General features: G+C 63.7%; 21 protein-coding genes. 4 read left to right on the top strand and 17 right to left on the bottom strand.

From position 1 onward, the window contains the following. Positions 1-68 precede the first annotated feature (68 nt). Positions 69-914: a LysR family transcriptional regulator gene (locus RA26_RS11250; RefSeq protein WP_039183757.1), complete on the bottom strand. Its 846-nt coding sequence runs from the start codon at positions 912-914 to the stop codon at positions 69-71. A gap of 126 nt (positions 915-1,040) precedes the next feature. Here RA26_RS11250 and RA26_RS11255 point away from each other — a divergent pair, with 126 nt between their 5' ends. Both RA26_RS11255 and RA26_RS11260 read left to right on the top strand, forming a co-directional pair. Beyond that, positions 1,041-2,507: a sulfatase-like hydrolase/transferase gene (locus RA26_RS11255; RefSeq protein ID WP_039183759.1), complete on the top strand. Its 1,467-nt coding sequence runs from the start codon at positions 1,041-1,043 to the stop codon at positions 2,505-2,507. A 53-nt stretch (positions 2,508-2,560) separates the two neighbouring features. Next, positions 2,561-2,953, top strand: a complete 393-nt coding sequence (locus RA26_RS11260; RefSeq protein ID WP_039183761.1) for a hypothetical protein — start codon at positions 2,561-2,563, stop codon at positions 2,951-2,953. Positions 2,954-3,043: 90 nt separating this feature from the next. On the opposite strand, the gene RA26_RS11265 is transcribed toward RA26_RS11260, so the two are convergent. Beyond that, positions 3,044-6,241, bottom strand: coding sequence for a 2Fe-2S iron-sulfur cluster-binding protein (locus RA26_RS11265; RefSeq protein WP_039183762.1), 3,198 nt, complete (start codon positions 6,239-6,241; stop codon positions 3,044-3,046). Positions 6,242-6,257: 16 nt separating this feature from the next. Then, entirely contained in the window at positions 6,258-6,710 is a 453-nt protein-coding gene (locus RA26_RS11270) for a MarR family winged helix-turn-helix transcriptional regulator (protein ID WP_039183764.1), read from the bottom strand. Positions 6,711-6,878: 168 nt separating this feature from the next. On the opposite strand from RA26_RS11270, the gene RA26_RS11275 reads away from it, so the two are divergent. Beyond that, entirely contained in the window at positions 6,879-9,167 is a 2,289-nt protein-coding gene (locus tag RA26_RS11275) for an arginine/lysine/ornithine decarboxylase (protein WP_039183766.1), read from the top strand. Positions 9,168-9,231: 64 nt separating this feature from the next. Here the strand turns inward: RA26_RS11275 and RA26_RS11280 are convergent, their stop codons facing one another. Next, positions 9,232-11,616, bottom strand: a complete 2,385-nt coding sequence (locus RA26_RS11280) for a transketolase (RefSeq protein ID WP_039183768.1) — start codon at positions 11,614-11,616, stop codon at positions 9,232-9,234. A 10-nt stretch (positions 11,617-11,626) separates the two neighbouring features. Further along, positions 11,627-12,829 carry a methionine gamma-lyase gene (locus tag RA26_RS11285; protein WP_039183769.1) on the bottom strand — a complete coding sequence of 401 codons (1,203 nt, stop codon included), beginning with the start codon at positions 12,827-12,829 and terminating at the stop codon, positions 11,627-11,629. Between the two features lie 115 nt (positions 12,830-12,944). On the opposite strand from RA26_RS11285, the gene RA26_RS11290 reads away from it, so the two are divergent. Beyond that, positions 12,945-13,403, top strand: a complete 459-nt coding sequence (locus tag RA26_RS11290; protein ID WP_039183771.1) for an Lrp/AsnC family transcriptional regulator — start codon at positions 12,945-12,947, stop codon at positions 13,401-13,403. 22 nt (positions 13,404-13,425) lie between these two features. On the opposite strand, the gene RA26_RS22085 is transcribed toward RA26_RS11290, so the two are convergent. The 12 genes from RA26_RS22085 to pbfA form a co-directional block, all read right to left on the bottom strand. Beyond that, positions 13,426-13,908 (bottom strand): prepilin peptidase, encoded by a 483-nt coding sequence (locus tag RA26_RS22085; protein ID WP_052272388.1) that lies wholly within the window; start codon positions 13,906-13,908, stop codon positions 13,426-13,428. After that, the gene (locus tag RA26_RS11300) at positions 13,905-14,501 is read right to left on the bottom strand and encodes a helix-turn-helix transcriptional regulator (RefSeq protein ID WP_039183773.1); all 597 of its coding nucleotides are present in this window, start codon (positions 14,499-14,501) and stop codon (positions 13,905-13,907) included. The genes RA26_RS22085 and RA26_RS11300 overlap by 4 nt, the downstream gene beginning before the upstream one ends. Before the next feature lie 493 nt (positions 14,502-14,994). Next, positions 14,995-15,996, bottom strand: a complete 1,002-nt coding sequence (locus tag RA26_RS11305) for a type II secretion system F family protein (RefSeq protein ID WP_039183775.1) — start codon at positions 15,994-15,996, stop codon at positions 14,995-14,997. A 15-nt stretch (positions 15,997-16,011) separates the two neighbouring features. Next, positions 16,012-17,004 carry a type II secretion system F family protein gene (locus tag RA26_RS11310; RefSeq protein WP_039183776.1) on the bottom strand — a complete coding sequence of 331 codons (993 nt, stop codon included), beginning with the start codon at positions 17,002-17,004 and terminating at the stop codon, positions 16,012-16,014. Beyond that, complete coding sequence (locus RA26_RS11315; RefSeq protein WP_052272389.1) at positions 17,004-18,395, bottom strand: CpaF family protein; 1,392 nt, start codon at positions 18,393-18,395, stop codon at positions 17,004-17,006. Before RA26_RS11315 ends, RA26_RS11310 begins: the two co-directional genes overlap by 1 nt. Before the next feature lies 1 nt (position 18,396). After that, the gene (locus tag RA26_RS11320; RefSeq protein WP_039183779.1) at positions 18,397-19,629 is read right to left on the bottom strand and encodes an AAA family ATPase; all 1,233 of its coding nucleotides are present in this window, start codon (positions 19,627-19,629) and stop codon (positions 18,397-18,399) included. Positions 19,630-19,652: 23 nt separating this feature from the next. Then, on the bottom strand, positions 19,653-20,285 hold the full coding sequence (locus tag RA26_RS11325) for a TadE/TadG family type IV pilus assembly protein (RefSeq protein ID WP_241482634.1): 633 nt from the start codon (positions 20,283-20,285) through the stop codon (positions 19,653-19,655). Between the two features lie 8 nt (positions 20,286-20,293). After that, positions 20,294-20,797: a TadE/TadG family type IV pilus assembly protein gene (locus RA26_RS11330; RefSeq protein ID WP_039183786.1), complete on the bottom strand. Its 504-nt coding sequence runs from the start codon at positions 20,795-20,797 to the stop codon at positions 20,294-20,296. 5 nt (positions 20,798-20,802) lie between these two features. Then, positions 20,803-22,278, bottom strand: coding sequence for a TadE/TadG family type IV pilus assembly protein (locus tag RA26_RS11335; RefSeq protein WP_039183787.1), 1,476 nt, complete (start codon positions 22,276-22,278; stop codon positions 20,803-20,805). Positions 22,279-22,303: 25 nt separating this feature from the next. Further along, a complete protein-coding gene (gene cpaB / locus RA26_RS11340) occupies positions 22,304-23,119 on the bottom strand; it encodes a Flp pilus assembly protein CpaB (protein WP_039183789.1) in 816 nt (271 codons plus the stop codon). A gap of 205 nt (positions 23,120-23,324) precedes the next feature. Then, positions 23,325-23,528 (bottom strand): Flp family type IVb pilin, encoded by a 204-nt coding sequence (locus tag RA26_RS22960; RefSeq protein WP_039183790.1) that lies wholly within the window; start codon positions 23,526-23,528, stop codon positions 23,325-23,327. Positions 23,529-23,773: 245 nt separating this feature from the next. Further along, positions 23,774-25,120, bottom strand: coding sequence for a (R)-1-hydroxy-2-aminoethylphosphonate ammonia-lyase (gene pbfA, locus RA26_RS11350; protein WP_039183791.1), 1,347 nt, complete (start codon positions 25,118-25,120; stop codon positions 23,774-23,776). Positions 25,121-25,192 lie beyond the last annotated feature (72 nt).

The raw sequence follows: 25,192 nt of genomic DNA on the forward strand, positions 1-25,192 counted from the left end.
AAAGATGAAACGGAACAGCCGATTATTTTCCCATAAGTCTTCGCTGAACCCGTCGCGCCTGGGGGCACTCAATCCAATCCGGCGGGCAATTCAGCTGTGATCCAATCGCGAAAAGCCTCTGCGGCTGCGCTCGGGCGGTCCTTCAGCTGCAACCAATAGGCCCGTTTGGGTGCTGCCACATCGGCATCAGCGGCGAGAAGCCGTCCGGTCTGCAGCTCTGCGCGGACAAGAAAGGAAGGGCACAGGGTCCAGCCGAGACCATCTGCGGCCAGGCTGACTGCGGCGTGCACGCTGTCGACTTCAAGGGGTTGGCGGATCGTGCAGGCAGCGAAACGCGGTGACTTCAGCCACTCCTCGAACAAGCTTTCCTGGCCGCTGATACGGATTACGGGAAGCGGCGCTTCTTCGGCGCAGCCCGGTGCACGAACCGCGATAAGGCTGCACTTCACGAGTGCCCTGGCAGGTGCCGGCTGAACCGGGCCGCCGAGGTAGATCTCCGCATCCGGGTCGTACCCGTGCCGCTCCGGCCGCCAGAGGGCGGTGCGGGTTTCCACTTGGATCCCGGGATGACGGGCATGAAACCCCGGCAGATTGGGGATCAGCCAGCGCAGGGCGAAACTGGCGTTGCAAAGGATCCGCAGGCGGCTGCCCTGCGGCTGCCGGTAGCGTTTCAGCGCGTTGGAGATCTGCTCCAGCCCCGGAAAGACGTCGCTGTAAAGCTGCGCACCGGAAGCGGTGAGCGACATCCCGCGCGGCTCGCGGATGAACAGCTGCAGTTTCAGGTGGGTTTCCAGCGCTTGCATCTGCTGGCTGAGGGCGGCCTGAGTCAGCCCGGCCTCCTGGGCGGCCAGTGTCATATTGCCGAGCCGGGCCACGGCTTCGAAGTTGTGCAGCCACTTCAGAGGGGTCGACATGGCAATCCATAAATTTTCTTATGACTTCATTGCAATTTTATCTATTGGATTGCCGCGCGGATTTCCAGAACACTGCGGCCTGCCCGCCTGGCCATTGCGGCTGTGGCGGCTGGATGGGAGGTCCTGATGAGCAAACAGCCGAATTTCCTGGTCATTATTTCCGACGAGCACCGCAAGGATGCGATGGGCTGTGCCGGGCATCCGATTGTGAAAACGCCAAACCTGGACGCGCTGGCGGCGCGCGGCACGATGTTCACCGCGGCCTATACGCCGTCGCCCATGTGCGTGCCGACCCGGGCGGCGCTGGCCACCGGCGATTGGGTGCACAAGACCGGCCACTGGGACAGTGCCACACCCTACAGCGGCAGCCCGCGCAGCTGGATGCACGCCCTGCGGGACGCGGGCCGCGAGGTCGTGTCGATCGGCAAACTGCATTTCCGTTCCGCCGGGGATGACAACGGGTTTACCGAGGAAATCCTGCCGATGCATGTGGTCGGAGGCGTCGGCTGGGCCATCGGCCTGCTGCGGGAAAACCCGCCGCCTTATGACTCTGCAGCAGAACTGGCCGGCGACGTTGGGGCGGGCAGCAGCACCTATACCGACTATGACCTGGCGATCACCAAGGCAGCCGAAGCCTGGCTGGCCGACCCCAAGCGCCAGCAGCAGCCTTGGGCGGCCTTTGTGTCGCTGGTCAGCCCACATTACCCGCTGACCTGCCCTGACGAATGGTACAGCCTGTACGATCCCGCAGAAATGGACTTGCCTGTGGGCTATGGCGAGGGGCTGCCGGAGCACGAGGAACTGCGCAACATCGCGGCCTTCTTCAACTACGATGACTATTTCGACGAACAGACGATGCGCGAGGCAAAGGCGGCCTATTATGGGCTGACGTCGTTCATGGATGATTGCGTGGGCCGGGTATTCAAGGCACTGGAGGCCAGCAGCCAATTGGAAAACACGGTGATCCTGTATGTGTCGGATCACGGCGACATGATGGGGGATCAAGGATTCTGGACCAAGCAGGTGATGTACGAGCAATCCGCAGGGGTGCCGATGATCGCCGCCGGGCCAGGCATTCCAGCGGGGCAGCAGGTGGCGACCTGCACCAGCCTGACTGACATCGCCGCCACTGCGCGTGAGGTCTGCGCCGCGGGGGAAGCCCCGGAATTGCCAGGCGTGTCGCTTCGCGCGGTTGCGAATGCGCCTTATGACGAGGCCCGCACCGGGTTCAGCGAATACCATGACGGCGGGTCAAAAACCGGCGCCTTCATGGTGCGATGGGGCAAGTGGAAGTACGTCCACTATGCCGGGATGCAGCCGCAGCTGTTTGATCTGGAAGCAGATCCGAATGAGCAGGTGAACCGGGCGAAGGACGGGGTGAATGATCCGGAGATCAAGGCCGCTCTGGCCGAGGGCGAGCGGCGGCTGCGGGCAATTTGCGACCCGGAGGAGGTGAACGCCCGCGCCTTTGCTGATCAGCGCCGCAGGATCGCGGAGCTTGGCGGCGAGGAGGCCTGCCGCACGGCCTATGTGTTCAACCACACACCGACGCCGGACGAGCAGGACAGGATGCGCGAAGGTTCACCGCTGTAGCTCTTGCCGGCTGTCCTGCCCTTGCCTAGGGTCGCAGGTGGGAGCGCCGTGCCATGACATTGGAAGAGGCAATTGCAACCCAGCCGGTATGGGTGCAGATCTGGGTCAACATTCTGTTTCTGGGCGCCTTTGTGCTGCCGCTGGCGTTGCTGATCTGGAAGCCCAGCCGCCTGGCGGGACTGGTGACAGTGGCTGCGAGCGTGCTGGCGGCAGGCGGGGTCTACTGGCTCTACGGGCAGCTGGGATATGTGCGTCTCTTGGGGCTGCCCCATGTGTTCCTGTGGACGCCGCTGGTGGTCTGGCTATGGCGGCAGCGGATGCGGGTGGATATGCCGGTCTGGCCGCAGCGGATCATCCTGCTGATCTGCGCGGTGATCGCGGTTTCGCTGGCGTTTGATTACCTGGACGTCGCCCGCTACCTGCTGGGGGAGCGGCAGCCGTTCTGACCCGCCACCGCCCCGCGAACAAAGTTTTCAACAAAACTCTTGGCAATTTTCTTTAACAAGAAAATTGTGCCGCGCCTTCCGGCCAGCGGTTCAGAGATCGATTTCCAGAACCCCATCCGGCGCCTGCGCGCGGGACTGGCAAAGAATGATGGCGCCCTCGCGCTGCTTGTTCGACAGCACGAAATCGCGGTGTTCCGCCTCCCCCGCGATCAGCCCGCATTTGCAGACGCCGCAAATCCCGTCGGAGCATTTCACATCCACGTGGATGCCGCTTTCGGTCAGCGCCTCGGCCGCGGTTTTTTCGCCTGGCACCAGGATCTCGCGGCCCGATTTCGCAAGCTTCAGGATGAAGGGATGGTTCTCGTATTCGGGCTGTTCGGGAACCGTGAAATACTCCATGTGGCGGGCGTCTTCGGGGAAGCCATTTGCTTCGGCCGCACCCAGCACCGCTTGCATATATGCCTCCGGTCCGCAGGTATAGACATGGCTGCCGGGGGTGTACTTCAGAACCTCCCGAAAGTCCGCACGGGTGCCTTGGTCGGAGAAATGCAGTTGCACTTTATCGACCCAGGCAACCGTTTCCAGATCGCCAATGAACCCCGCGCCTGTCTTTTCCGAACATGAGTAACGGAATTCGAAGTCCCGGCCCAAGGCGTGCAGATGGTGGGCCATGGCGATCATCGGAGTCACCCCGATGCCGCCGCCCATCAAATAGGATTTGGCGGCATCCTCCACCAGCGGGAAGTGATTGATCGGCTTGGAGATGAACACCATGCGGCCTTCCTCGAAGATCCGGTGCATCAGCCTTGAGCCGCCGCGGCCCGTGTCCTCGCGCAGCACCGCGATCTGGTATTTTGAGCGGTCCGCCGGGTCTCCTGACAGTGAGTACTGGCGAAAGAACTCCGGCGCAACGACCACGTCGATATGGGCACCCGCTGTTGCCGGCGGCAGAGGGGAACCGTCCGGCAGAGAGAACTCATACTTGGTGACGGCCTTCGTCATGTGCTCGACCTTCGACAGACGCACGCGCATCACTGGGGCGTCGCCCTGATCTGCGGTATAGACATGCTCCGGCGGCAGGCCCTGCGCGCGGCGGCGCTTGTGCTCCGCTGCCGGGATCATCGCCTGATAGGCAGCGATACCGGCCTCGCGGTCCATCGGCGCAGGCCAGGCATAGGGCGGCGGCGCCAGCGGTGCGGGGTAGACCGCCAGGGTCTGATCCTCGAACTTCAGGTCCAGGTCCTTGGACAGCTTACGGGCGTTTACCGGATGCTGTGGGGGCGCATAGGGCCCTTCCTCCACCATCTCCAGATCCCACCACCATTTCTTGGCGGTGTTGACCTCGCCATGGCCCAGCGCGTCATCGAGTTTCGCCAGCAGAGGCGCGCTGCCCGGCACATTCATCGCGGCCCAGCGGAACGGCGCCTCTGCAAACAGCCCCTCCAGGTTCCAGGGGCAGGTTTTCATGCAGCGGCCGCACATGGCACCGCCAGGCACGGTGACCCTGTAGGTGGTGCATTTCTGGCTGTCGGACTTCCAGATCTCGTAGCCGTTGAACATCAGCTTGGGGCCTGCAGTGATGGCGCCGGAGGGGCATTCGCGGGCACATTTGTTGCAAGCCTCGCAGAACCGCTGCAGGCCGAAGTCGACCGGCTTGTCATGCGTCATCGGCAGGTTTGTCGTCACCGCACCGGACTTCAGCCGGGGGCCTAGGAAGGGGTTCAGGATCACCTCGCCGATGCGGGAGACCTCGCCCAGGCCCGAGAGCAGCAGCAAAGGCGGCTGCAGCACCTCGCCATCCATCACTGAATGCACCCGGGCGGTATAGCCGAGATTGCGGATCTGCTGCGCGATGACCCCGCCCAGCAGCGAGAACCGCAGGTAGGCACGCATCGACTGGGCGCAGGCGATCCAGTCGTCGCCCGAGGCACCGTCCATGGTTTCGTGACCCTGGTCGATGATCATGCTGATGGCGTTTTCGTGGTACGGAGCCAGCGGCGCACCCGCTGCGTCGTGCGAGTAATAGGCCCAGTCCGGGCAGCGCGAGATGCCCACCGCATCGCTGCCGAGGAAATAGGCGGCGGCCTTGATGCTGGCAGCATTGCGGGCGGCGTCCGCAGCGGAAGGGTCGATCTGCGGCGCGGCCTGCCCGTCCTGCAGCAGGACAAAGGCCGCCAGCGACGAGCGGAAGGCAAAGGCTGAAGAAGACTTGCGGACGTAGTTGCCATTCTTGGCAGCCTCTTGCGGGCCCTTGCCCATGTCGCCGAACAGCGCACGGGCGAACATGTCGGTGCGCTTGGGCACGCGGGCGACGTTTGCCTCGTCGATATAGGTCGTTGGATCTGCCACGCGCTTGAGCGTTTCAAACGGGTGCGGGCCGTCCATGAAGCGGCGCTTGGCATAGGGGTCGCGGCTGGCAGCGCTTTTGGCGTGGCTACCAAGGCCCAGCCGGTGTTTAAGGCCCGGCGCCTGCCCCGGCACCAGCGGCAGATCGGCGGCCAGTTCCAGGGTGGTGGTGACGGCGGCGATGCCGAAGCGATTGCCAAGGAACGGGTTTGTCAGCACGCCATCCTCGCAGGTGGCAAGCCCCGCCTGCACCGCCAGCTGGCCCAGATGCACATCACTGGCGGCACCGGTATGCGCGCGCGCCTCCCACCCCAGCAGGCGGATGTAGTTGGCAAGTGTCACCACGGTTTCCGCCGCGCGCAGGCAGGCGCGCTGGTCCTGAGCATCCGCCAGCCAATCGGCGCCATCTTCCTCAGCCTCGGGATCACGGGGGAACTCGTAAATAAAGACCAGAGCGTGCGTGTGATGCCGGCAGTCCGCGGGCGGGGCCTGCATCGCCTCGCGCAGGTTCGCCATCACCACGTCGATGCCGGAGGCAAAGGTATTGGTCTGCTTGCTGCGCAGCGTCTCAGCCAGCGATGCAACATCCGGGTTCACCAGCGGCGCGTCCAGCCAGGCGTCAGAGGGTACCGCGCAGGCACCTGCCAGAGAAGCGTCGCAGAAGTAGCCGAAGGCCTTCAGATGATCCGTGCGCTCCTGCGGGTCGACAGGGATTTCAGCGCGTTCCCTTTTCACCAGCCCCTCGCGGGTGGCGTCCAGCATCGCCTGGTAGTCGCGCATGGCGTTGACGATGGAGAGCGGTGCATCGGGGCGCCGGAAGCTGACCTGCGCCAGCGGCGGTAGCGCGTTCAGCCCCTCAGGGGCCGCCTGCCGTGCAAGGATCTCCATCGGGTACGGCCCCAGATGCACAGGCCGGTTGCGGTAGGAAAACAGTTTGCCCATGGATGGCCCCTTTGGGTTACAGCTTGGCTACGATGCGCGGCTCGTCCTGCAGCAGCCTGGCGGCGGACTGACGCAGCGCCTCCAGTTCTCCCGCAGTCAGTTTGGCCTCAAAATACGCAGCATTCTCCTGCGCGATGGGCAGCACCGCCTGCAACGCCGACTGGCCTGCTGCGGTCAGCGTCACACGGATCGAGCGCCCGTCGCCCTCACCGCTGCCGCGGGTGATCAGCCCGCTGGCCTCCATCTGCCGCAAAGCGCGGGATGTGGCGGTGCGGTCGATACCGATGAAGTCAGCGATCTCCGAGGGGGTCGCAAGCCCCTCCTCCCCTGCAGCCAGCAGCACGCACCAAGTCACGCGAGTCAGGCCGTGTTCGGCAATACGCTGTTCAAAACGGCGTTCGATCACACGCGCCAGCATGGTGATCTGGTAGCCAAGGGATTGGTGCAGGTGAAAGCGATGCTGAGTCATGATAATTGACAGTGTCAACTATATGTCCGCCGAAAGCCAGCGAATTCTGCACATGCCCTCTTGGCGGCAGCTTCGGACGGACGTAACGCGATCTGCGCCCTTGCGCGGGCGTTGCATCATCGCAGGCAGCCTGTATCGTCAAATCAGGCATGCTCCCAGGAGAACAGCATGAAATTCCGCTTTCCCATTGTCATCATTGACGAAGATTTCCGTTCAGAGAACTCCTCAGGCTCCGGCATCCGCGCCTTGGCGCAGGCCATCGAGGACGAAGGTTTTGAGGTGCAAGGCGTCACCGGCTACGGCGACCTGTCGCAATATGCGCAGCAGCAGTCCCGCGCCAGCGCCTTTGTGCTATCGATTGACGACGAGGAGTTCACTCCCGGCCCCGATCTGGATCCGGCAGTGGTGGCGCTGCGCACGTTTATCGAGGAAGTGCGCTGGAAGAACGCCGACGTGCCGATCTATATCTACGGCGAAACCAAGACCAGCCGCCACCTGCCCAACGACATCCTGCGCGAGCTGCATGGCTTCATCCATATGTTTGAGGACACGCCGGAATTTGTCGCCCGCCACATCATCCGCGAGGCAAAGGGCTATCTGGAGAGCATCCAGCCGCCGTTTTTCAGGAAGCTCTTGGATTACGCCGAGGACGGCTCCTACTCCTGGCACTGCCCGGGGCATTCCGGCGGCGTGGCCTTCCTGAAAAGCCCGGTCGGGCAGATGTACCACCAGTTCTACGGCGAAAACATGCTGCGCGCAGATGTCTGCAACGCGGTGGAGGAGTTAGGGCAGCTGCTGGACCACAACGGCGCGATCGGAGCGTCAGAGCGCAATGCCGCGCGGATCTTCAACGCCGATCACTGCTATTTCGTGACCAATGGCACCTCGACCTCCAACAAAATGGTCTGGCATCACACGGTGGCACCAGGCGACGTGGTGGTGGTTGACCGCAACTGCCACAAGTCGATCCTGCATTCGATCATCATGACCGGCGCCATCCCGGTGTTCCTGAAGCCGACCCGAAACCACTGGGGCATCATCGGCCCGATCCCGCATTCAGAGTTCGAGATTGACAGCATAAAGGACAAGATCCGCGCCAACCCGCTGCTGAAGGACGTGGACGCCGATACAGTGAAGCCGCGGATCCTGACGCTGACCCAATCGACCTATGACGGGGTGCTCTATAACACCGAGGTGATCAAAGGGCAGTTGGATGGCTATACCGAAAACCTGCATTTCGACGAGGCCTGGCTGCCGCATGCGGCGTTTCACCCATTCTACGGCAGCTATCACGCGATGGGCCGCAAGCGGGCGCGCACCAAGCATTCGGTGACCTATGCCACCCAGTCGATCCACAAGCTGCTGGCGGGCATCAGCCAGGCAAGCCATGTGCTGGTGCAGGACAGCGAGGAGACCAAGCTGGACCGGCATCTGTTCAACGAGGCCTACCTGATGCACACCTCTACCAGCCCGCAGTATTCGATCATCGCCAGCTGCGATGTGGCGGCGGCGATGATGGAGCCGCCGGGCGGCACGGCGCTGGTCGAAGAAAGCATTATGGAAGCGCTGGATTTCCGCCGCGCCATGCGCAAAGTCGATGAGGAATACGGCGCCGATGACTGGTGGTTCCAGGTCTGGGGGCCGGAAGATCTGTCCGAGGACGGCATCGGCAGCACCAACGATTGGGTGCTGAGGAAAACCGATGCCGACGGCGTGCAGGCGGGCGGCGAGGACAGCTGGCACGGCTTTGGCGACATGGCGCCGGGGTTCAACATGCTGGATCCGATCAAGGCCACCATCATCACACCCGGCCTCAATCTGGACGGCCGGTTTGAGGACTGGGGCATCCCGGCCTCGATCGTGACCAAATACCTGGCCGAACATGGCGTGGTGGTAGAGAAGACCGGGCTCTATTCCTTCTTCATCATGTTCACCATCGGCATCACCAAGGGCCGCTGGAATTCACTGCTGAGCGCGCTTCAGCAGTTCAAGGACGACTTTGCCCGAAACCTGGCCGTGCCGCGCGCGATGCCGGAGTTTAGCGCCAGCCAGCCGCGGTATGAGCAGATGGGCCTGCGCGACCTGTGCCAGCATGTGCATGCGCTGTATTCCAAGAACAACGTGGCGCGGCTGTCGACAGAGATGTACCTGAGCGACCTGACCCCGGCGATGAAGCCGAGCGATGCCTTCAGCCATATCGCCCGGCGTACTACCCAGCGGGTGCCGATTGATGATCTGGAGGGGCGCATCACCACCAGCCTGGTGACCCCCTACCCGCCTGGTATTCCGCTGCTGATCCCGGGCGAGGTGTTCAACAAGAAGATCGTGGAATACCTGAAGTTCAACCGCGCCTTCGGACGGGAATGCCCGGGGTTTGAAACCGACATTCACGGGCTGGTGCAGGAGACCGGCCCTGATGGGCTGACCCATTACTTCGCGGATTGCGTGGCGGAGTGACTCAGGAAGGGTGTCCGCGCGGCCGCCCCTGAAATCAACGTTGCCCGCGATGCTCCGGCGGGGATCAGCCGGCTGTCACCGCATTGCTGACCCGTTTGCCGGCGGTCAGGCCGTTCACCTTGGCCACGATAGCGGCAGCATCCAGCCCGTGGTGGCGGTAGAGATCACCGATGTTGCCGGTCTGGCCGAAATGCTCGACGCCAAGGGGCACGGTCTGGTGGCCCGCAACCCCGCCCAGCCAGGCCAGCGTCGCCGGGTGGCCATCGATCACGGTGATCACCTTGCAGTGCGGCGGCAGGCCGCCCATCAGCGTTTCGATATGGGACCTGGCGGCGGCATTGCCGCGCGAGCGCGCCCGCTGCGCCGCAGTCCAGCCCGCGTTCAGCCGGTCGGCAGAGGTGACGGCCAGCACGCCCACGTCGCGGCGGCTTTCGCCGATGATGCCCGCGGCCTTGATCGCCTCGGGCGCGACCGCCCCTTGGTAGGCGATCACCACATCGCAATTCGGCCCCGGCTTGCGTAGCCAATAGCCGCCGTCGATAGCACCCTGGCGGAAGTCCTCATCGGCGCGCTTGCCGGGCTGCTCCATCGGGCTGGTGGTGAGGCGCAGATAGACCGAGCCGCCGGTCTCATCGCGCAGCCAGGTGCGCTCATCCGGGTCGCCCTCGCCGTCGCGCTGCAGGTAGTCAAAGGCCCATTCCATGATCACCGCCAGTTCATCGGCAAAAGCAGGCTCAAACGCAGCCAGCCCGTCCTGCGACATGCCGATGAGCGGCGTGCCGATTGATTGATGCGCGCCGCCTTCGGGCGCCAGAGTGACGCCAGAGGGGGTGCCGACGATCATGAAGCGCGCATCCTGATAGCAGGCATAGTTCAGCGCATCGAGGCCGCGGCAGACAAAGGGGTCGTAGACGGTGCCGATGGGGATCACCCGCTTGCCGAACAGCGAATGCGACAGGCCCGCAGCGCCCAAGAGCAGGAACAGGTTCATCTCCGCAATGCCCAGCTCCAGATGCTGGCCTTCGGGGGCAAAGTTCCATTTCGCCGTCGACGGGATGCGGTGCTCGATAAAGGCATCCTTTTGCACCTCGCGGGCAAACAGCTTGCGCCGGTTGACCCACGGCCCCAGCCCGGTAGTGCCAGTCACATCGGGCGAGGTGGTCAGGATCCGTGCCGCCAGTTTGCTGTCCCCCTTGGACAGATCATCAAGGATCTTGCTAAAGGCCATCTGGGTGGAGATTTCGCGGGAGGTGTCGATGGCAATCGCGGGCACCGGCAGCGGCACGTCGAAATGGCGGCGCGGCCCTTCGGCAAAGAACGGCACCTGACGCAGAAAGCCTTGCAGCGCGGCGGGGTTGGAAACGGTGGCGAAGGGCTCCCACTCCTCCCCTGCGGCGACGCCCATATGGGCCTGCCATTCTGCCATCTGCGCCTTGGTCATCAGGCCGCCGTGGTTGTCCTTGTGGCCGGCAATCGGCGTACCCCAGCCCTTGACCGTATAGGCCAGGAAGCAGACCGGGCGGTCGTGGTCGATGGATGCGAAAGTGTCCGCCATTGTCTCGACGCAGTTGCCGCCGAGGTTTTCCATCAGCTGAGCCAGCTCATCATCGCTGCGCTTCTCAATCAGCGCGCTGACATCGCCCTGATCGCCCAGATCATCCATCAGGTGCTGCCGCCAGACCGCGCCGCCCATATAGGTGAGCGCGGAATACTGCTGGTTCGGGCAGGCGTCTATCCAGCCGCGCAGGGCTTCGCCGCCCGGCTCCTCGAAGGCAGCCCGCTGCAAGGCGCCGTATTTCACCCGCACCACGTCCCAGCCGAAGGCGTCAAAGATCTTCTCGATCCGCTCGAACAGGCCTTCGCGGACGATGCCGTCCAAAGACTGGCGGTTGTAGTCGATGATCCACCAGGTGTTGCGCAGATCGTTTTTCCAGCCCTCCTGCAGCACCTCGTAGATGTTGCCCTCGTCCAGCTCAGCGTCACCCGCCAGCGCCACCATGCGGCCGGTGCAAGCGTCCTTGCCCCAGTCCTTGGCAGTGATGAAATCCTGCACCATCGAGGCCAGCGCGGTGATTCCGACGCCCAGGCCAACCGAGCCGGTGGAGAAATCCACGTCATCCACGTCCTTGGTGCGGCTGGGATAGCTTTGCACCCCGCCGAAGCCGCGGAAATTCTCCATCTTCTCGCGCGTCTGGTTGCCCATCAGGTACTGCATCGCGTGGAAGACGGGCGAGGCATGCGGTTTCACCGCCACCCGGTCGCCGGGCTTCAATGCAGAAAAATACAGCGCCGTCATGATCGACACCATGGAGGCCGACGAGGCCTGATGCCCCCCGATCTTGATCCCGTCCGCCTTGGGGCGGATGTGGTTCGCGTTGTGAATCATCCAATGCGACAGCCACAACAGCCGCTGTTCGATGGTCTTCAAGTGGGTCAGATCGGGGCGCATAGCTCTCTCCTTATTCGGCGGCGTGCTGCACGGGGGCGGGCAAGGCCTGTTCCAGGTCGGCCAGGATGTCGGCCACATCCTCCAGCCCCACCGACAGGCGGATCAGCCCGTCGCTGATGCCATGCTCAGCGCGTTCTTCCGGGGTGTAGGTCGAATGGGTCATCGAGGCAGGGTGCTGGATCAGGGTTTCCGCATCACCCAGCGACACCGCCCGCTGGATCATCTGCAAACCGTTCATGAAGGCGATACCGCCCTGCAGGCCGCCCTCGACCTCAAAGGCGATCATGGCGCCGGGCTGCACCATCTGACGCTTGGCGACATCAGCCTGGGCAAAGCTCTCGTGCCCCGGGAAGGAAACCGATTTCACTGCCGGGTGGGCGGCCAGATAATCCGCCACGGTGACGGCAGAAGCACAGTGGCGGTCCATCCGCAGCGCCAGGGTCTTGAGGCCGCGCAGGATCAGCATGGCGTTGAAGGGCGCCATCACTGCGCCGGTCATGTCCTTCATGCCGACCAGGCGGATTTCACCAATCTGTTCTGCGGTGCCCACGACCAGGCCTGCCACCACATCGCCGTGGCCGCCCAGGTATTTGGTGGCGGAATGCAGCACGATGTCGGCGCCCAGCTCAATCGGGCGGGTCAGGTAGGGGGTGGCATAGGTGTTGTCGACCACCACCTGCGCGCCTGCGGCATGGGCGATTTCAGATGCCGCAGCAATGTCCACCAGCCGCATGTTCGGGTTGGCCGGGGTCTCGAAATACACCACGCGGGTCTTGTCCGACACGGCCGCCCGCAGGTTCTCCATGTCGGTCATGTCCACATGGGTGATGGTGACGCCCCATTTCTCCAGACCGTGGCGCATGAAGGCGAAGGTGCAACCATAAAGCGTCTTGTCCACGATCACCTCGTCACCGGGGCTGAGAAGCGTCCACAACACTGCGGTGATGGCGCCCATGCCGCTGCTGAGCGCCAGGCCCGCCTCGGCGCCTTCCAGCGTGGCGATCCGTTGCTCTAGCAGGTCGCAGGTCGGGTTGGAAATCCGGCTGTAGATATGGCCCTGCCGCTCGCCCGCGAACATCTCGCCGCCGGCCTCTGCGGTCTCAAAGGTGAAGGTCGAAGTCAGGTGCAGCGGCGGCGTCAGCGCACCTTCGTTTTCCTGCGGGTCATAGGCGTGGTGGATGGCACGGGTGGCAAAGCCGCCGGAGGTTTTCATGGGATGCTCCTGTCTGTTGTTACAAGCATCATCCGCCTGTTTCACCGGTAATGGATTGCGAAATATGTCTAGGCAGGTATTGATATTGGCAGATTCTGCCAATCAGGAGTGCAAAATGGACAGCAAGGACCGCCAGATCATCCGCGCCCTGCAGCGCGACGGGCGGATGACCAACCAGGATCTGGCGGAAGCGGTGAACCTCTCCCCCTCCCCCTGTCTGCGGAGGGTGCGTAATTTGGAGTCGCAGGGAGTGATCCAGGGCTACAGCGCGGTGGTGGATGCCAAATCCTATGGGTTGCCGATCACCGTCTTTGTCCGCATCAAGCTGGAGCGGCACGGCGAGGCGGACGTGAAGAATTTCGAACGCAAGATGCAGCTGATCGATGAGGTGCTGGAGTGCCACGTCCTGACCGGAGCGATGGATTACCAGCTACGGGTGCTGGTGCCGGATCTGGAGGCCTATGAGGAATTTATCCGCACCCGCATCCACCCGGTTGGCGGCATTGCCTCCATCGACACTAGTTTTGTTTATGGAACGGTCAAGCGGACGGCGGTGTTTCCGCCTGCCCGCTGAGGTTTCTTTTCTTTCTGCGGGGTCACACCTTGGCGGCCTGAACAACCAGCAAAAGCATCAGCGCCAGGGAAATGGCCGCCCCCATCGGCATTTTCCCTGGCGTCTGAAGCGAGGCCCAATACCGCCAAGCGGCAGCGGCCTCAATCCGGCCCAGCACAGTCAATGCAAGGGGCACGGTGAGCATTGCGGCGCTGAAGCTCCACCCAAAGACCACCAGCGCGGAGGACGGCACAAACAGTATCGCCAGCGCCATCATCTTGACGTCCCCCCCCGCCAACGCCCGCCCGCAGAACAACGCAAAGCACAGGACAAAAACGATGCTGGCTGCTAGCAGGCGCAACCCGGTTTCCGCCAGCGGCAGCAGCGGCGCGGACAGCAGAAAAACCGCAGCCAATCCCAGCATCAGCCGGTTGGGTATCCGAAGGTGCCGCAGATCCCCAGCGGCGGCCAGAACCAGAACCGGCGTGGCCGCAGCCAGCGGCAGGAGATCTACCCCTCCCGTCATGCGGCCGAATTGCGCCGCGGCACCTGCCCTGAGAAGCTATCGACCGAAACCAGCCGGTAAACCAGCTCGCTCATGTTGCCGGTCTGCGTCTTGGCGTAGATGTTGCGCAGATGTGTGCGCAGCGTCGATTTCGAGATCCCAAGGTCCGTTTGCACCCGCTTGGCTGTCTGCCCTTTGCTCAACAGAACACAAACGCGGTACTCGGCGCGGCTCAGCTGCGCCGGGTTGTCCATGCTCAACAGATGCGCCTGGACACCGGCTCCGCGGGCCGCGCGCCGCTCTGTCAGGCAAGCCTCGGCGTAGAGCCCTGGCGATCGGTTGGTCCATGTCCGCACCAAAGTGCCGGAAATGATGTTCAGCAGCGCCTGCTGCACCGCACCGGGCCGGGTTGAGAAATGAATCTCCAGGAAATCGGTGTGCTGCTTGCCGGACGACAGCGGGATCACCGCCAGCTCCACCAGCTTGCGGGACGTATGGAACCGGTCCAGAGCCGGATCCGCCGCTTCATCACTCATGGATTTATACCAGATCGCGCCTGGTTTGGCCTTGTCCAGATAACTACCCAGAACCGAGCGGGCAAAGGAGCGCTCCAATGGCAATCCGTTTCCGCCGCCCGCAGCCCTGTCAAAGAAAACTGATCCGGAAGCCCGGCCCTGGCCGGTCGATACCCTGCAAATTGCAGCTGCTTCCCCCTTCATGGCCGCCGCCAGTCCGCTCAACGCGTCCCTGAAAGGCGCACAGCCGTGCAAACACTCACACCAGCGCGCAATTGGCGCTATCATTCCGGCCTCAGCAGCCCGAATGGTGTGGGTGTCAAAAAGCGCATTGGTCCCCATAACGCGCGTCCCCCACAGCAATATTAACTTTTAACATAGCGCTTTTAGTAACTTAGCAAGCGCCCGCACCAATCAACTCCCTATTGTGTCCCCTCATGCTGGCCGGTTCACTCAATTGCGTCAAGAATTTGACGAAAATTGCGGGCAGCTGCGCAAATTTACAATTTAGAGGCGATTCATTCAGTCTTTTGAACGTGTTTTACTGAACCAATTGCAGCCAAAAACAGCAATTGTCCAAGCTGATTTCGAATCAGTTTGCAATGAAACGGACATAACGGATTACGACCGGGCCAATGGTGATCATGATCAGCGCAGGCAGCATCAGGGAGGCCAAAACCGCCGACATCTTGACCGGCAGCTTGCTGGCCATTTCCTGCGCACGCATTTCCCGCTGGTTGCGCAGATCTTCGGAATATGTGGCCAGCGCCGACGCCATGCTGGTGCCGAACTGCATTGACTGCAGGGCCACATTGGCAAACGACCGGACCGTCTCGACACCGGTGCGCCCGGCCATATCGAGCAGCGCATCCTGCCGCGCACGGCCCGCCTGGATCTGCCGCTGCACGCTGAGCAGCTCAAAAGCCAGATCCGGCGAAACCTGGGCCAGCTCGTTGCCGACCCGGGTCATGGCGGCGTCGAAGCCCAGCCCGGAATCCACCGAAATGCGCATCAGGTCCAGCGCGTTGGGAAAAGCGTCCTCAATCCGGCGGCGGCGGGCAGCAGCGCGGGCGTTCAGCACGTAAACCGGGCCGAAGAAACCCGCCCCCACCAGCCCGCTCAGCACCTGAAACACCTGAATGTTGGTCCACCCCGCCACCTGCGCGGTGACCGGATTGGGCGGCAGCAGGCCCGGTGTCTTAACGGCGGCGATGACCAGCAACAGCACACCCGGCAGCGCCAGCCCCAGCAATACCCGGATCAGAGTGAAAGTGCGCAGCGCACCGGCTTGCGAGAACCCGGCCTGTGAGAGCTTATTCTCCAGTTCTGAGCGTTCCGTCAGGCTGGCAGGAACAAAGGCTTTCATCAGCCCGCCAGGCTGGTCAGCAGGCGCCTTCAGCAATGCCAGATCGCGGGACTGGCGGCGGCGGGTTTCGCCCAGTGACGACAGCCGCGCCGCAGCGGGCGATTTCCGGGCCAGGCTGGCGGCAGCACCGAAATAGAGCAGCAGCACCGCCGCAGCCACAGCGGCGGCAGCCAATGCGCCGGGGGCCAGCCCGGTTTGCGTCAAGAATCCTGTTACGAACGTATCCATGGCAGATCTCCCCGGTCAGATCCTGAAGTTGACAAGTTTGCGCAGCATCAGCGCGTTCAGCACAGTCAGCACGGCAATTCCCCCCATCATCGGCCGGAACAGCGGATCTTCCGCCACGCCCGCGTAATAGTCCGGCGTCAGCACCGAAACGGTGGCAAAAATCACCAGCGGCAGCGCCGACAGCATCCAGGCGGTCAGCCGCCCCTCGGAGGCCAGCGCATGCACCTTGCGGCGCAGGGCAATCCGGCCGCGAATGACCCGCGACAGGGTTTCCAGCATCACCGACAGGTCGCTGCCGGTGCCGTGCTGGATGCTGATGCTGGCGGCCAGGTACTGAGCGTCTTCCAGCCCGGTCCGGTCCGCGAATTCCTGCACCGCATCCGGCAAATCGTCACCATAGGTCACCTGGTCATAGATGATGCCCAGCTCGGTGCCTGCCGGGTCCGGCATTTCGCGGGCAGCGATGCCGATCGAGTTGTTCAGCGGATGGCCCACTTTGAGACCGCGTGCCAGCATCTCCAGCGCGTCCGGCAACTGGTGCATCAGCTTATCCATTTTCTTGCGCTGCTGGCTGAGCAGCAGCGCAAACGGCACGCCAAAACCGCCAATGACCCCGATCACAATTCCCTGACGCAATCCCGCATATCCCGCCGCCGCCACCGACATAAGCACCGTCAGCACGCAGCAGCCAAGCCAGAACAGGCCCGGACTCAGCGGCACATCCGCCTGGCGCAGGATCTGCGGCAGTTCCCCTGCAACGGGAATGCGCTGCCAGCCGGTCCGCTGCTGCGTCGGCTTGAGGATGGCGAGACGTTCAGTGCCATTGCGCCCCTGCGCGATCATCCGCATGCGGCGGCTGCGGGTGGCCGCCGAACGGCCCTTGCGGCCCAGCACCTGGCGCAGCCCGGACATAAGCAGCAGCAGGCCGACTGCAATGCCGCAATAGACCGCGTAGCCCCCCAGTTGGCCGTTCCAGCTGTGCATTTCGTTCATGAGATCCTTCAGCATCAGGCGCCCTCCGGCTGGAACATATTGCCGTCAAAGCCCACACCCGCAGCTTCCAGCAGGGCTGCGCACTGCGGCCGGATGCCGGTCGGGATGAACTCGCCTGCGATGCCGCCATCGGCGGTCTTCCCCATCCGGCGGAACACAAAGATGTCCTGCATGGTGATCACTTCACCCTCCAGGCCAGTGAGCTCGGAGATGCTGATAACCCTGCGCTGCCCGTCCGACAGGCGGGCCAGCTGCACGATGATCTGCAGGCCCGAGGCGATCTGCGCCCGGATTGCCGCCAGCGGCAGCTCCATTCCCATCATCGAGACCATCTGCTCAATCCGGCCCAGCGCGTCGCGGGCGGAATTGGCGTGCACCGTGGTCATCGAACCGTCGTGGCCGGTGTTCATCGCCTGCAGCATGTCGAAGGTCTCGGCGCCGCGCACCTCGCCAACGATGATCCGGTCGGGCCGCATCCGCAGGGCGTTGCGCACAAGATCGCGCTGGCTGACAGCACCGCCGCCCGACGGGTTGGGCGGGCGGGTTTCGAGCCGCACCACATGGGCCTGCTGAAGCTGCAGCTCCGCCGCGTCCTCAATGGTGACAATCCGCGAGCGCGGGTCGATACCAGCGGAAATCGCATTCAGCATCGTGGTCTTGCCGGAACCGGTGCCGCCGGAGATCAGGATGTTGACGCGCGCCTCAACCAGCGCCTGCAGAAAGGCCGCCGCGCGACCATTCAGCGCGTTACCGGCCACCAGTTTCTCCATCGTCAGCGGGTCGCGGGCGAACTTGCGGATCGACAGCGAAGGACCGTCGATGGCACAGGGCCGGATGATAGCATTGACCCGGCTGCCATCCTCCAGCCGCGCATCCACCCAGGGGTTGCTCTCATCCACCCGGCGCCCGACGCGCGAGACCACCTTGTCGATAATCCGTAACAAGTGTTTTTCGTCCCGGAACCGCACGCCGGTCTGCTCCAGCACACCGCTGCGTTCAACAAAGACCGTCTGATGGCCATTGACCAGAATGTCATTGATGCCGGGATCCGCCAGCAGGGGCTCCAACGGGCCAAGCCCCAGCACCTCGTCGATCAGCTCATCCACCAGGCGGCGGAATTCATCGGCGCGCAGCGGATTATTCTCCTCGGCCAGCACATCGCTCACCAGCGCCGCCACCTCGCGGCGCAGCTCCTCCGGCTCGACCTTATCGATCACTGCCAGGTTCAGCCGGTCGATCACCGCCTCGTGCATCCGGCTTTTCAGCTCCAGAAAGGCCGCCAGCTTGCGGATTTCCCCGCTGGTGTCCGCCTCTGCTGCAGGCGGCTGCGCGCCCGCCTCCGGCCACAGCGGCACCACCGTGTCCGGGGCGGCATCTTCTGTTCGCTTGCCAAAATTCCTGAACATATCAAACCGCCTTTCCGTGCTGAGGCTGCGCCGCGGCGGCACGGGCCTTTCTTGTTTCGATCAAGTCCCGGGACAGCCGCCGGATCGCCTTGGCAAGGCTGGAACGCCCCGCCGCTGCCGATAGCGGCACCCCCCGGTCAACCGCCGCAGAAGCTGCCGAGGGATCGTTGGGCAGCCAGTATTTGAACGGCTTTTGCAGCAGCTTGGAGGCTTCCTTGTGATGGCTCGCAGCGACAATCGGCTTGCGTTCGCGGCTGATCACGATGTCGGTCTGCAGGCTCATGCTGGCCTCGGCGTAGAAATCCAGAAGCCGCCGCGCCTGGGTGATGGCAGGCACTGAACTGCCAGTCACCATCAGCAGCCGCTCGCTGGCTTCCAGAACCGGCGTCAGCCACTCCGCCAACGCCCGCGGCAGGCCGATCACCACGAAATCGAACTGCTGGCGCAGATGCGCAACCAGCGCCTGCACCTGTTCCGGCTTCAGCGCATGAAGCGGGGCGATCTCCGCCGGGGCAGCCAGCACCCACAGGCCGAGGGCCGCCTCGCTCATCGATTGCTCGGCAAAGACATCGTCGGGAACGAACCCCTCGCTTGCCAGTTCGTACAGGCAGCGGTTCGGCGGCAGGTCGAGGAAGCTGCCGACGGCACCGAACTGCAGATCCAGGTCCAGGAGGGCAACCTTGAACTCCGCCTCCTGCCGCCTCAGGCCGCGGCGCCGGGTCAGGCAGTCCGCCAGGTTCACTGCCAGCGTCGTAGCTCCCGCGCCGCCGCAGGACTGGCTGACCGCAACCACCATTCCCTCGCGGCTGCCGCGGGTGCTGACGCCGGCTAAGGGCTGCGGTTCCTCAGCTTTCAGGCACTTACGGATCGCGGCGGACATCTCATCGGCAGAAGCGGTTTCCGGCAGGACATCCTGTACCCCGGCCTCTGTCAGCAGCCGCAGATCTGCAAACGGCATGCTGGTATCCGCCAGGGCCAAGATCCGCGCCGTGCCGCCGGTGTGACGCAGCATCTCCTTCACCGCTGCGGCATCAGTGGCCGCTTCCGCCCCGGCGCGAAAGATGATCAGGTCGTTATCCTTGGCCAGCTGCAGCGCGGTGCCGTTGATTTCGCTGAGCGCAGACGCGCATTTCTTCACCCCGGTTCCGGGCTGGAACTGCGCCACGCTGGCCACCAGGGCACAGACAGCCGGATCCTTTGAGATGACCACGATGGATTGTGTTTCAGCCTGCATCGGCCTCTCCTTTCTCTATCGCTTCAGCCGCTCTGGCCCAGTGCCAGGTCCTCGCCCGGCAACGAGACGCTCATCGGCGGGAACGGCACCGCAGCACCAAGGCCGGATCCCCCCGCCGCACCGGCCAGCGCCGCCAGCCGCCCCAGCGGTGACACGAATTGGAATGTCTGGTTCTGCAGCTCCACCGTGACCACGGGCACATAGGGTCCGCCCAGAAAGCCGAGGCTGCCGTCGTAGCTGTAGCTGAATGAAAGCGCGGCAATGGTGGCATCCGGCGGCATGGCGCCGCGCACCAGGCTCCAGATTTCATTTGCCGTGGCATTGGCTGCACTGCCCGCGCAGGTCACCGTTCCCGCATTGAGGCAGATGTCTGCCCCCGCCCGGCAGGAAGTGCCGAACTCCGGCGGCGTGCCGGTCGCCGACGGGTCGCGCCGGTGGAACTCCGGCACCCCGGCGCAGGCCGGCGGCCGCACCGCGGCCACCCGGGCGGCCACATTCATTGCCCGTTCTGCGACCGCATAGTGAAACGCCATGCGGCCGAAGTCGATGATGCCCATGAACAACAGCAGGAACAGCGGGATGGCCACGCCCAGTTCAACCAGTGCTGCGCCCTCCTGATCCCGGCGGAACCGGCGCAGGGCTGCATATGCTTTCAACAGCGCCGTCATGTTCCGAACACCCGGCTCTGGTCGGTGATGACCGTATTGATGGTGGCACGGCTGCCGCCGTTCAGTTCAAAGACACCCGCAAAAGGAAAGGTCATGGTCAAGCTGGCCCGCACCGTCACAACCGGCGCAGGCGATATCCGGTAACTGCCTGCCTGGCAGGTCAGGCCGGGGGTGACAGAGGTCACCGCAAGGCTGGCCGGAAACAGCGCATCACCCGAAATGCTTTCGCGCACGATCGCCAGCAGTTGCGGCTGGTGCGCGTCCACAGTGCCGCCGGCGGAGCAGATGTTCTGCGGCGCCACCCGCGCCAGGTAACGGGCTGCATCCCGCACGCCGGAGATTGCTGCCTGGTAAGACCACATCATCCGCCCGCCCTCGATGATCACCGCAAAAACCAGCAGCATCACCGGCAGCATCAGTGCGAATTCCACCAGCACCGCGCCTTCTTCCCCCTTGCGAAAGGCGGCCCAGCCGCCTGCGGCATGTGTTCTGTCAGCCATCCCGGTCACCTGTACAGTTGAACAACGTCGCGGAAGATGCCGACGTCGCCGGTGCCCCCGGCGCCGCCGCCTGCGCTGCCCACAACCTCGCCCCAGATATCCAGGGTCGGCGGCGAGGCGCCGTCGTCCCCCACCGGCTCAGTCAGGAAGATCTTCACGAATTCCTGCACCGGCACGTCAGAAGTTGCGCCGTTGATCGGGTTTGCGGAGCAGTCGATTCCCGCCGCAATCACCACCCGGCGCTGCGGATTGGAGCTTTGATTTGGTGAACACACCGGGCGGCCGGTCTCGGCCAGACCGGACAGGATGCTGCCTGCGCCTCCGGGACCGCCAGCGGCATCAATCTCTTCCAGGTAATACTCATAGCGGGTGGTGGCACCGGGGTGCGGGTCAACCCCGCCATAGTTAGTGCCGACATAATCCGTCCGTCCGGCCGACCAGTTGCCGTCGCCAAATCGTGTGCAGCCGCCGGAGGCAAAACATCCGTCGCGCGGCAGTCCAACGGTATCGGGCGACGGGTCCTCGTTATTGCCGATGCAGCTGCCGCCGCCTTTACCTTTGCCGCCGCTGCTGGGCACGATGCCCTTGATGACATTGGGCGCGGGCGGATAATCGGGGTCGTTGCGCTTGCCGTTCATGATCGCCTTGTAGATATCAAAGCGCACATTGAAGATGGCATCGCGGATGCCGACCTTCTGGCCCGGCTCAATGTCGACGCCGCGCTGATTGAAACACTGAGTGATACTGCCTTCGGCCCCCAGCAGGCAGGCGTCCAGCTGCGCGCCATTGAGACCGGCGCAGGGCCCCTCGTCATCGACCAGAACCTTGGCCGGATCGAGAAAGCCGAAATCCCCCGGACCCCAAGCGGAGCCGCTGCCGCCGGAGCGCAGCAGGATCATATCGCCAACGCTGGCGTCCGCCGAAAACCCCGGCGGGATGCAGAACATCAGCGGGGTTATATCACAGGCATATTGGGTGAAACCGGCCACGGACGCGGCGCGCGCCTGGTCATTCGGGCGGGCGTTTCCGGTCAGTGCCGCAAAAGCGGCGCCATAAGTGGCCGCCACTGTACTGGGCGTAGCCACGGCACGGACATAGACCGCCTCTGCCGGGTCGGTGGTGACAGCGGTCAAGGCCGCGGTGTCATCGTCCGGCAGTTCCGAATAGAAGGTGAGCGTGTAGTCGGTATCGCCGCTCAGCACACTGCCGCCGGTGCCGAATGTCTTGCGGTCGCTGATCAGATTGGCGGCCGCGGCCCGGGCGCGGGTGATGGCATCATCCTTACCGTCCAGCTCGCCTGCTGCAGCCAGTGCCACGTTGTCAGTGTAGGCCTGCAGCTCGCTGCGGGTGATACCGGTGCGGCCCAGGTCGAACGACATCGCCGCAATCCCAAGCAGCACCACAAAGGTCAGCCCCCAGATGACCAGCATGGTGCCGTGCTCATCCTGTGCAAACTGTCTGATGCGGATATTCAGGCGCATGGTCAGGCAAAGCTCCCGGTTTTGATCAGCGGAGTTCAGTTTCCGACACTTCGGTGCCGCGGCGTATCAGGACGGTCCTGCGCGCAGGCTCTGCGGCCGGCTCCTGCGGCTGCGGCTGAAGGTTGCGCAGCACGTCATTCAGGCTGATCGAGTCCAACGGCACTTCCTCGGCGGCCGCGTCCTGGTTGCGCAAAGTGAGGCTCAGTGTGCCCGCCCGCTGGGCCAATGCCAGGCGCTGGCCCTCGTCCGGAGTCACCTCAACCGTCACCGTGCGGGCGACACCCGGCTTATCAGTTTCCTGGTTGGCATCCTGGTCCACCCCGATAACCCGGGCGTTCTGCAGGATGGTCACGGTCTTCAGATCCGCTCCCCTGCCCTGGGTCAGCAGCACATCAACGCTGTCGCCCGGCGTCACGAAACCGCCTACTGCGGTTTCCGCGCTGACCTTGATGGCCATCGCACGGTGATCCGGGCTGAGCGTCTGCACGATCGTCACCTTTTCACCGAAATTAGAGACCCTGGACGCCCGGATCAGCTCTCCTTGCGCAATCGCGCGGCGGGCGCGGCGCGGCGGTTTTCCGGTATCCGGAAGCAAGGCGTCAAAACTGGTGAAGGTGCCTGCGGGCCTGGCTTCAGCCGGCCAGGCAATGGTGGTCAGGGATTGCGCGGTCAATGCCGTCCCGAAAGCGATATCCTGAGAGGCGACCACAACTTCGACCAGCGCTGGCCCTTCGGGACCGCCGGTCACGGCCTGCCCGTCAATGTAATCCTTGGCCACATAGGCAGAGCCGCCCGCCAGGGCCAGTCCGGAAATCATGCTGAGAAGTGATGAAATATTCATGCCAAGTTTCCTTTCGTCGCTGGCTGGCGCAGCAGAAGGGCGGCCCCGGCTGTTCGTCGGAAAATGTGGCCGCAGGCTTCTGCTTCCTGCCGTGCTTGCCGCCGGTAAACGCCAGCGGCAGTTTTCTGGCGGATGCGGGGCATTCCCCCCGAAGCCCCGCATCCGCCAGGCTCCCCGATCGGGATCGGGAAGCCAAAGCAACAAGTTAGCAAGTCGGTGCGGATCCGTCCGAGTTCGGCATGCAGGCCCCGGCCGCATCCATCGAGTCGCCGACGTCATCCGCCAGGTTGTCCAAGGCAGCAGTGCCCAGAGCCACTGCCAGCGCGATGGCAATGCCGTATTCCACCAGTGTCACTCCGCGTTCGTCGCCGCGCAGCTTGGACAGCATCGTTTTCAGATATGCAGTCATTTCAGTCTCCCATCAGATAGACGCCGGCAGGCCGGCGGTTCATGTGGCTGCGGCACCGATTGGCACCGGCCTGCATTGACCCTACCGGCGGCCGGAAGATCGGCGCATCAGCCCGAAAGGCCAGAAACACACGTCAGGGATGTATTAATTCCCGCTGCCCCGACAGCCGGAGCCGGTTGCCGGGCTGAGAAAAAGAAAAGCCCCGGCGACAGCCGGGGCTTTGTCATGCGCTGACTAACGAGGCGTCAGTCTGACGCCTTCACCGCTGCTATAACGATATCAAGCGCCCGATCCAGATCCTCGCGGGAGATGGTAAGCGGCGGCGACAGAGTCAGCACGCTGCCCTGGCTGATCTTGTAGCTGAGCCCAGCCTCAAGACAGGCGTAGTAGATCTGTTCTGCCTTGGCGATGCCGGGCGCCATGGTCTGGCGGTCCTCGACGATCTCTACCCCGAACATCAGCCCGCGGCCTCGGATGTCACCGACGATAGACACCTGGCCCAGCGCATCGCGTAACCGCTCCAGCGCGTGGCGGCCCAGCTCGGCGGAGCGTTCCACCAGCCCCTCCTCCTCAAGGATCTGCAGCGTCGTCAGGGCGGCGCGGGCAGTGACCGGGTTTTTCTCATGCGTGTAATGACCGATGGCAAAATCGCCGCAGACATCCAGTTCGCGCCGCGCCACGCAGGCGGCGATGGGCAGGATACCGCCGCCCAGCGATTTGCCGAGCGTCACGATGTCCGGCACGATCCCGTCGTGCTGGAAAGAGAACATCTGCCCGGTCTTACCCAGTCCGGTGGGGATCTCATCCAGGATCAGCAGCACCCCGTGCTTGTCGCAGATCTCGCGAACCGATTTCCAGAACCCCTGCGGCGGCACATTCGGGACCGCACGCATCGCTTCGGCGATGAAGGCGCAATAGTCGCCGTCGCGGCCCAGCACATAGTCGATCATCCGCGCGCAGGCCTCGGCGCTGGCCTCCAGCGACTTGTGGCCGTAGGCGCAGTTCGACGGGCTGAACGGTGCCACATGCTCCGTTCCCGGCAGCAAGGGGCCTGCGATATGGCTGCGGAAGGTGGCCTCTCCCCCGACCGAGGCGGCGCCAAACCCCGCGCCATGGAACGCATCCCAGAAGCTGAGAGTCTTGAACCGGCCGGTGGCGGCGCGGGCGATTTTCAGCGCCACCTCGTTGGCGTCGGATCCGCCGGTCGTGAACAGGGTCTTGCCAAGATCGCCAGGGGTGATTGCCGTCAGTTTCTCCGCCAATTCCACTGCGGGTTCATTGGTGAAGCGGCGCGGTGCAAAGGGCAGGTCGTCCAGCTGCTGCTTGATCGCGGCGACCAGCTTGGGGTGGCCATAGCCCAGATGGTGCACAGAGTTGCCGTGGAAATCCATGTAGCGGCGGCCGTCCATGTCCTCGATCCAGATACCCTCGGCCTTGGCGATGGTGCTGACGCAGGGGCTGGATAGGCTCTGGTGCAGGAAGGCATCCGCATCCCGCTCCAGCAGCGGTGCGGAATTGGGGCCGATGGATGTTTTCAGCCAGGCCTTGCGGGCCTCGGACGTGTTGGATTCACCTTCCGTATGGACGAGCATGTGGTGCCTCTGTGCAGGGGGTCAAAAGAGAAAGCTAAAAAGGCCGGGGCCAGGTGGAGCCAGCCCCGGCGG

This window comes from Leisingera sp. ANG-M7, assembly GCF_000813965.1.
GTDB lineage: Bacteria > Pseudomonadota > Alphaproteobacteria > Rhodobacterales > Rhodobacteraceae > Leisingera.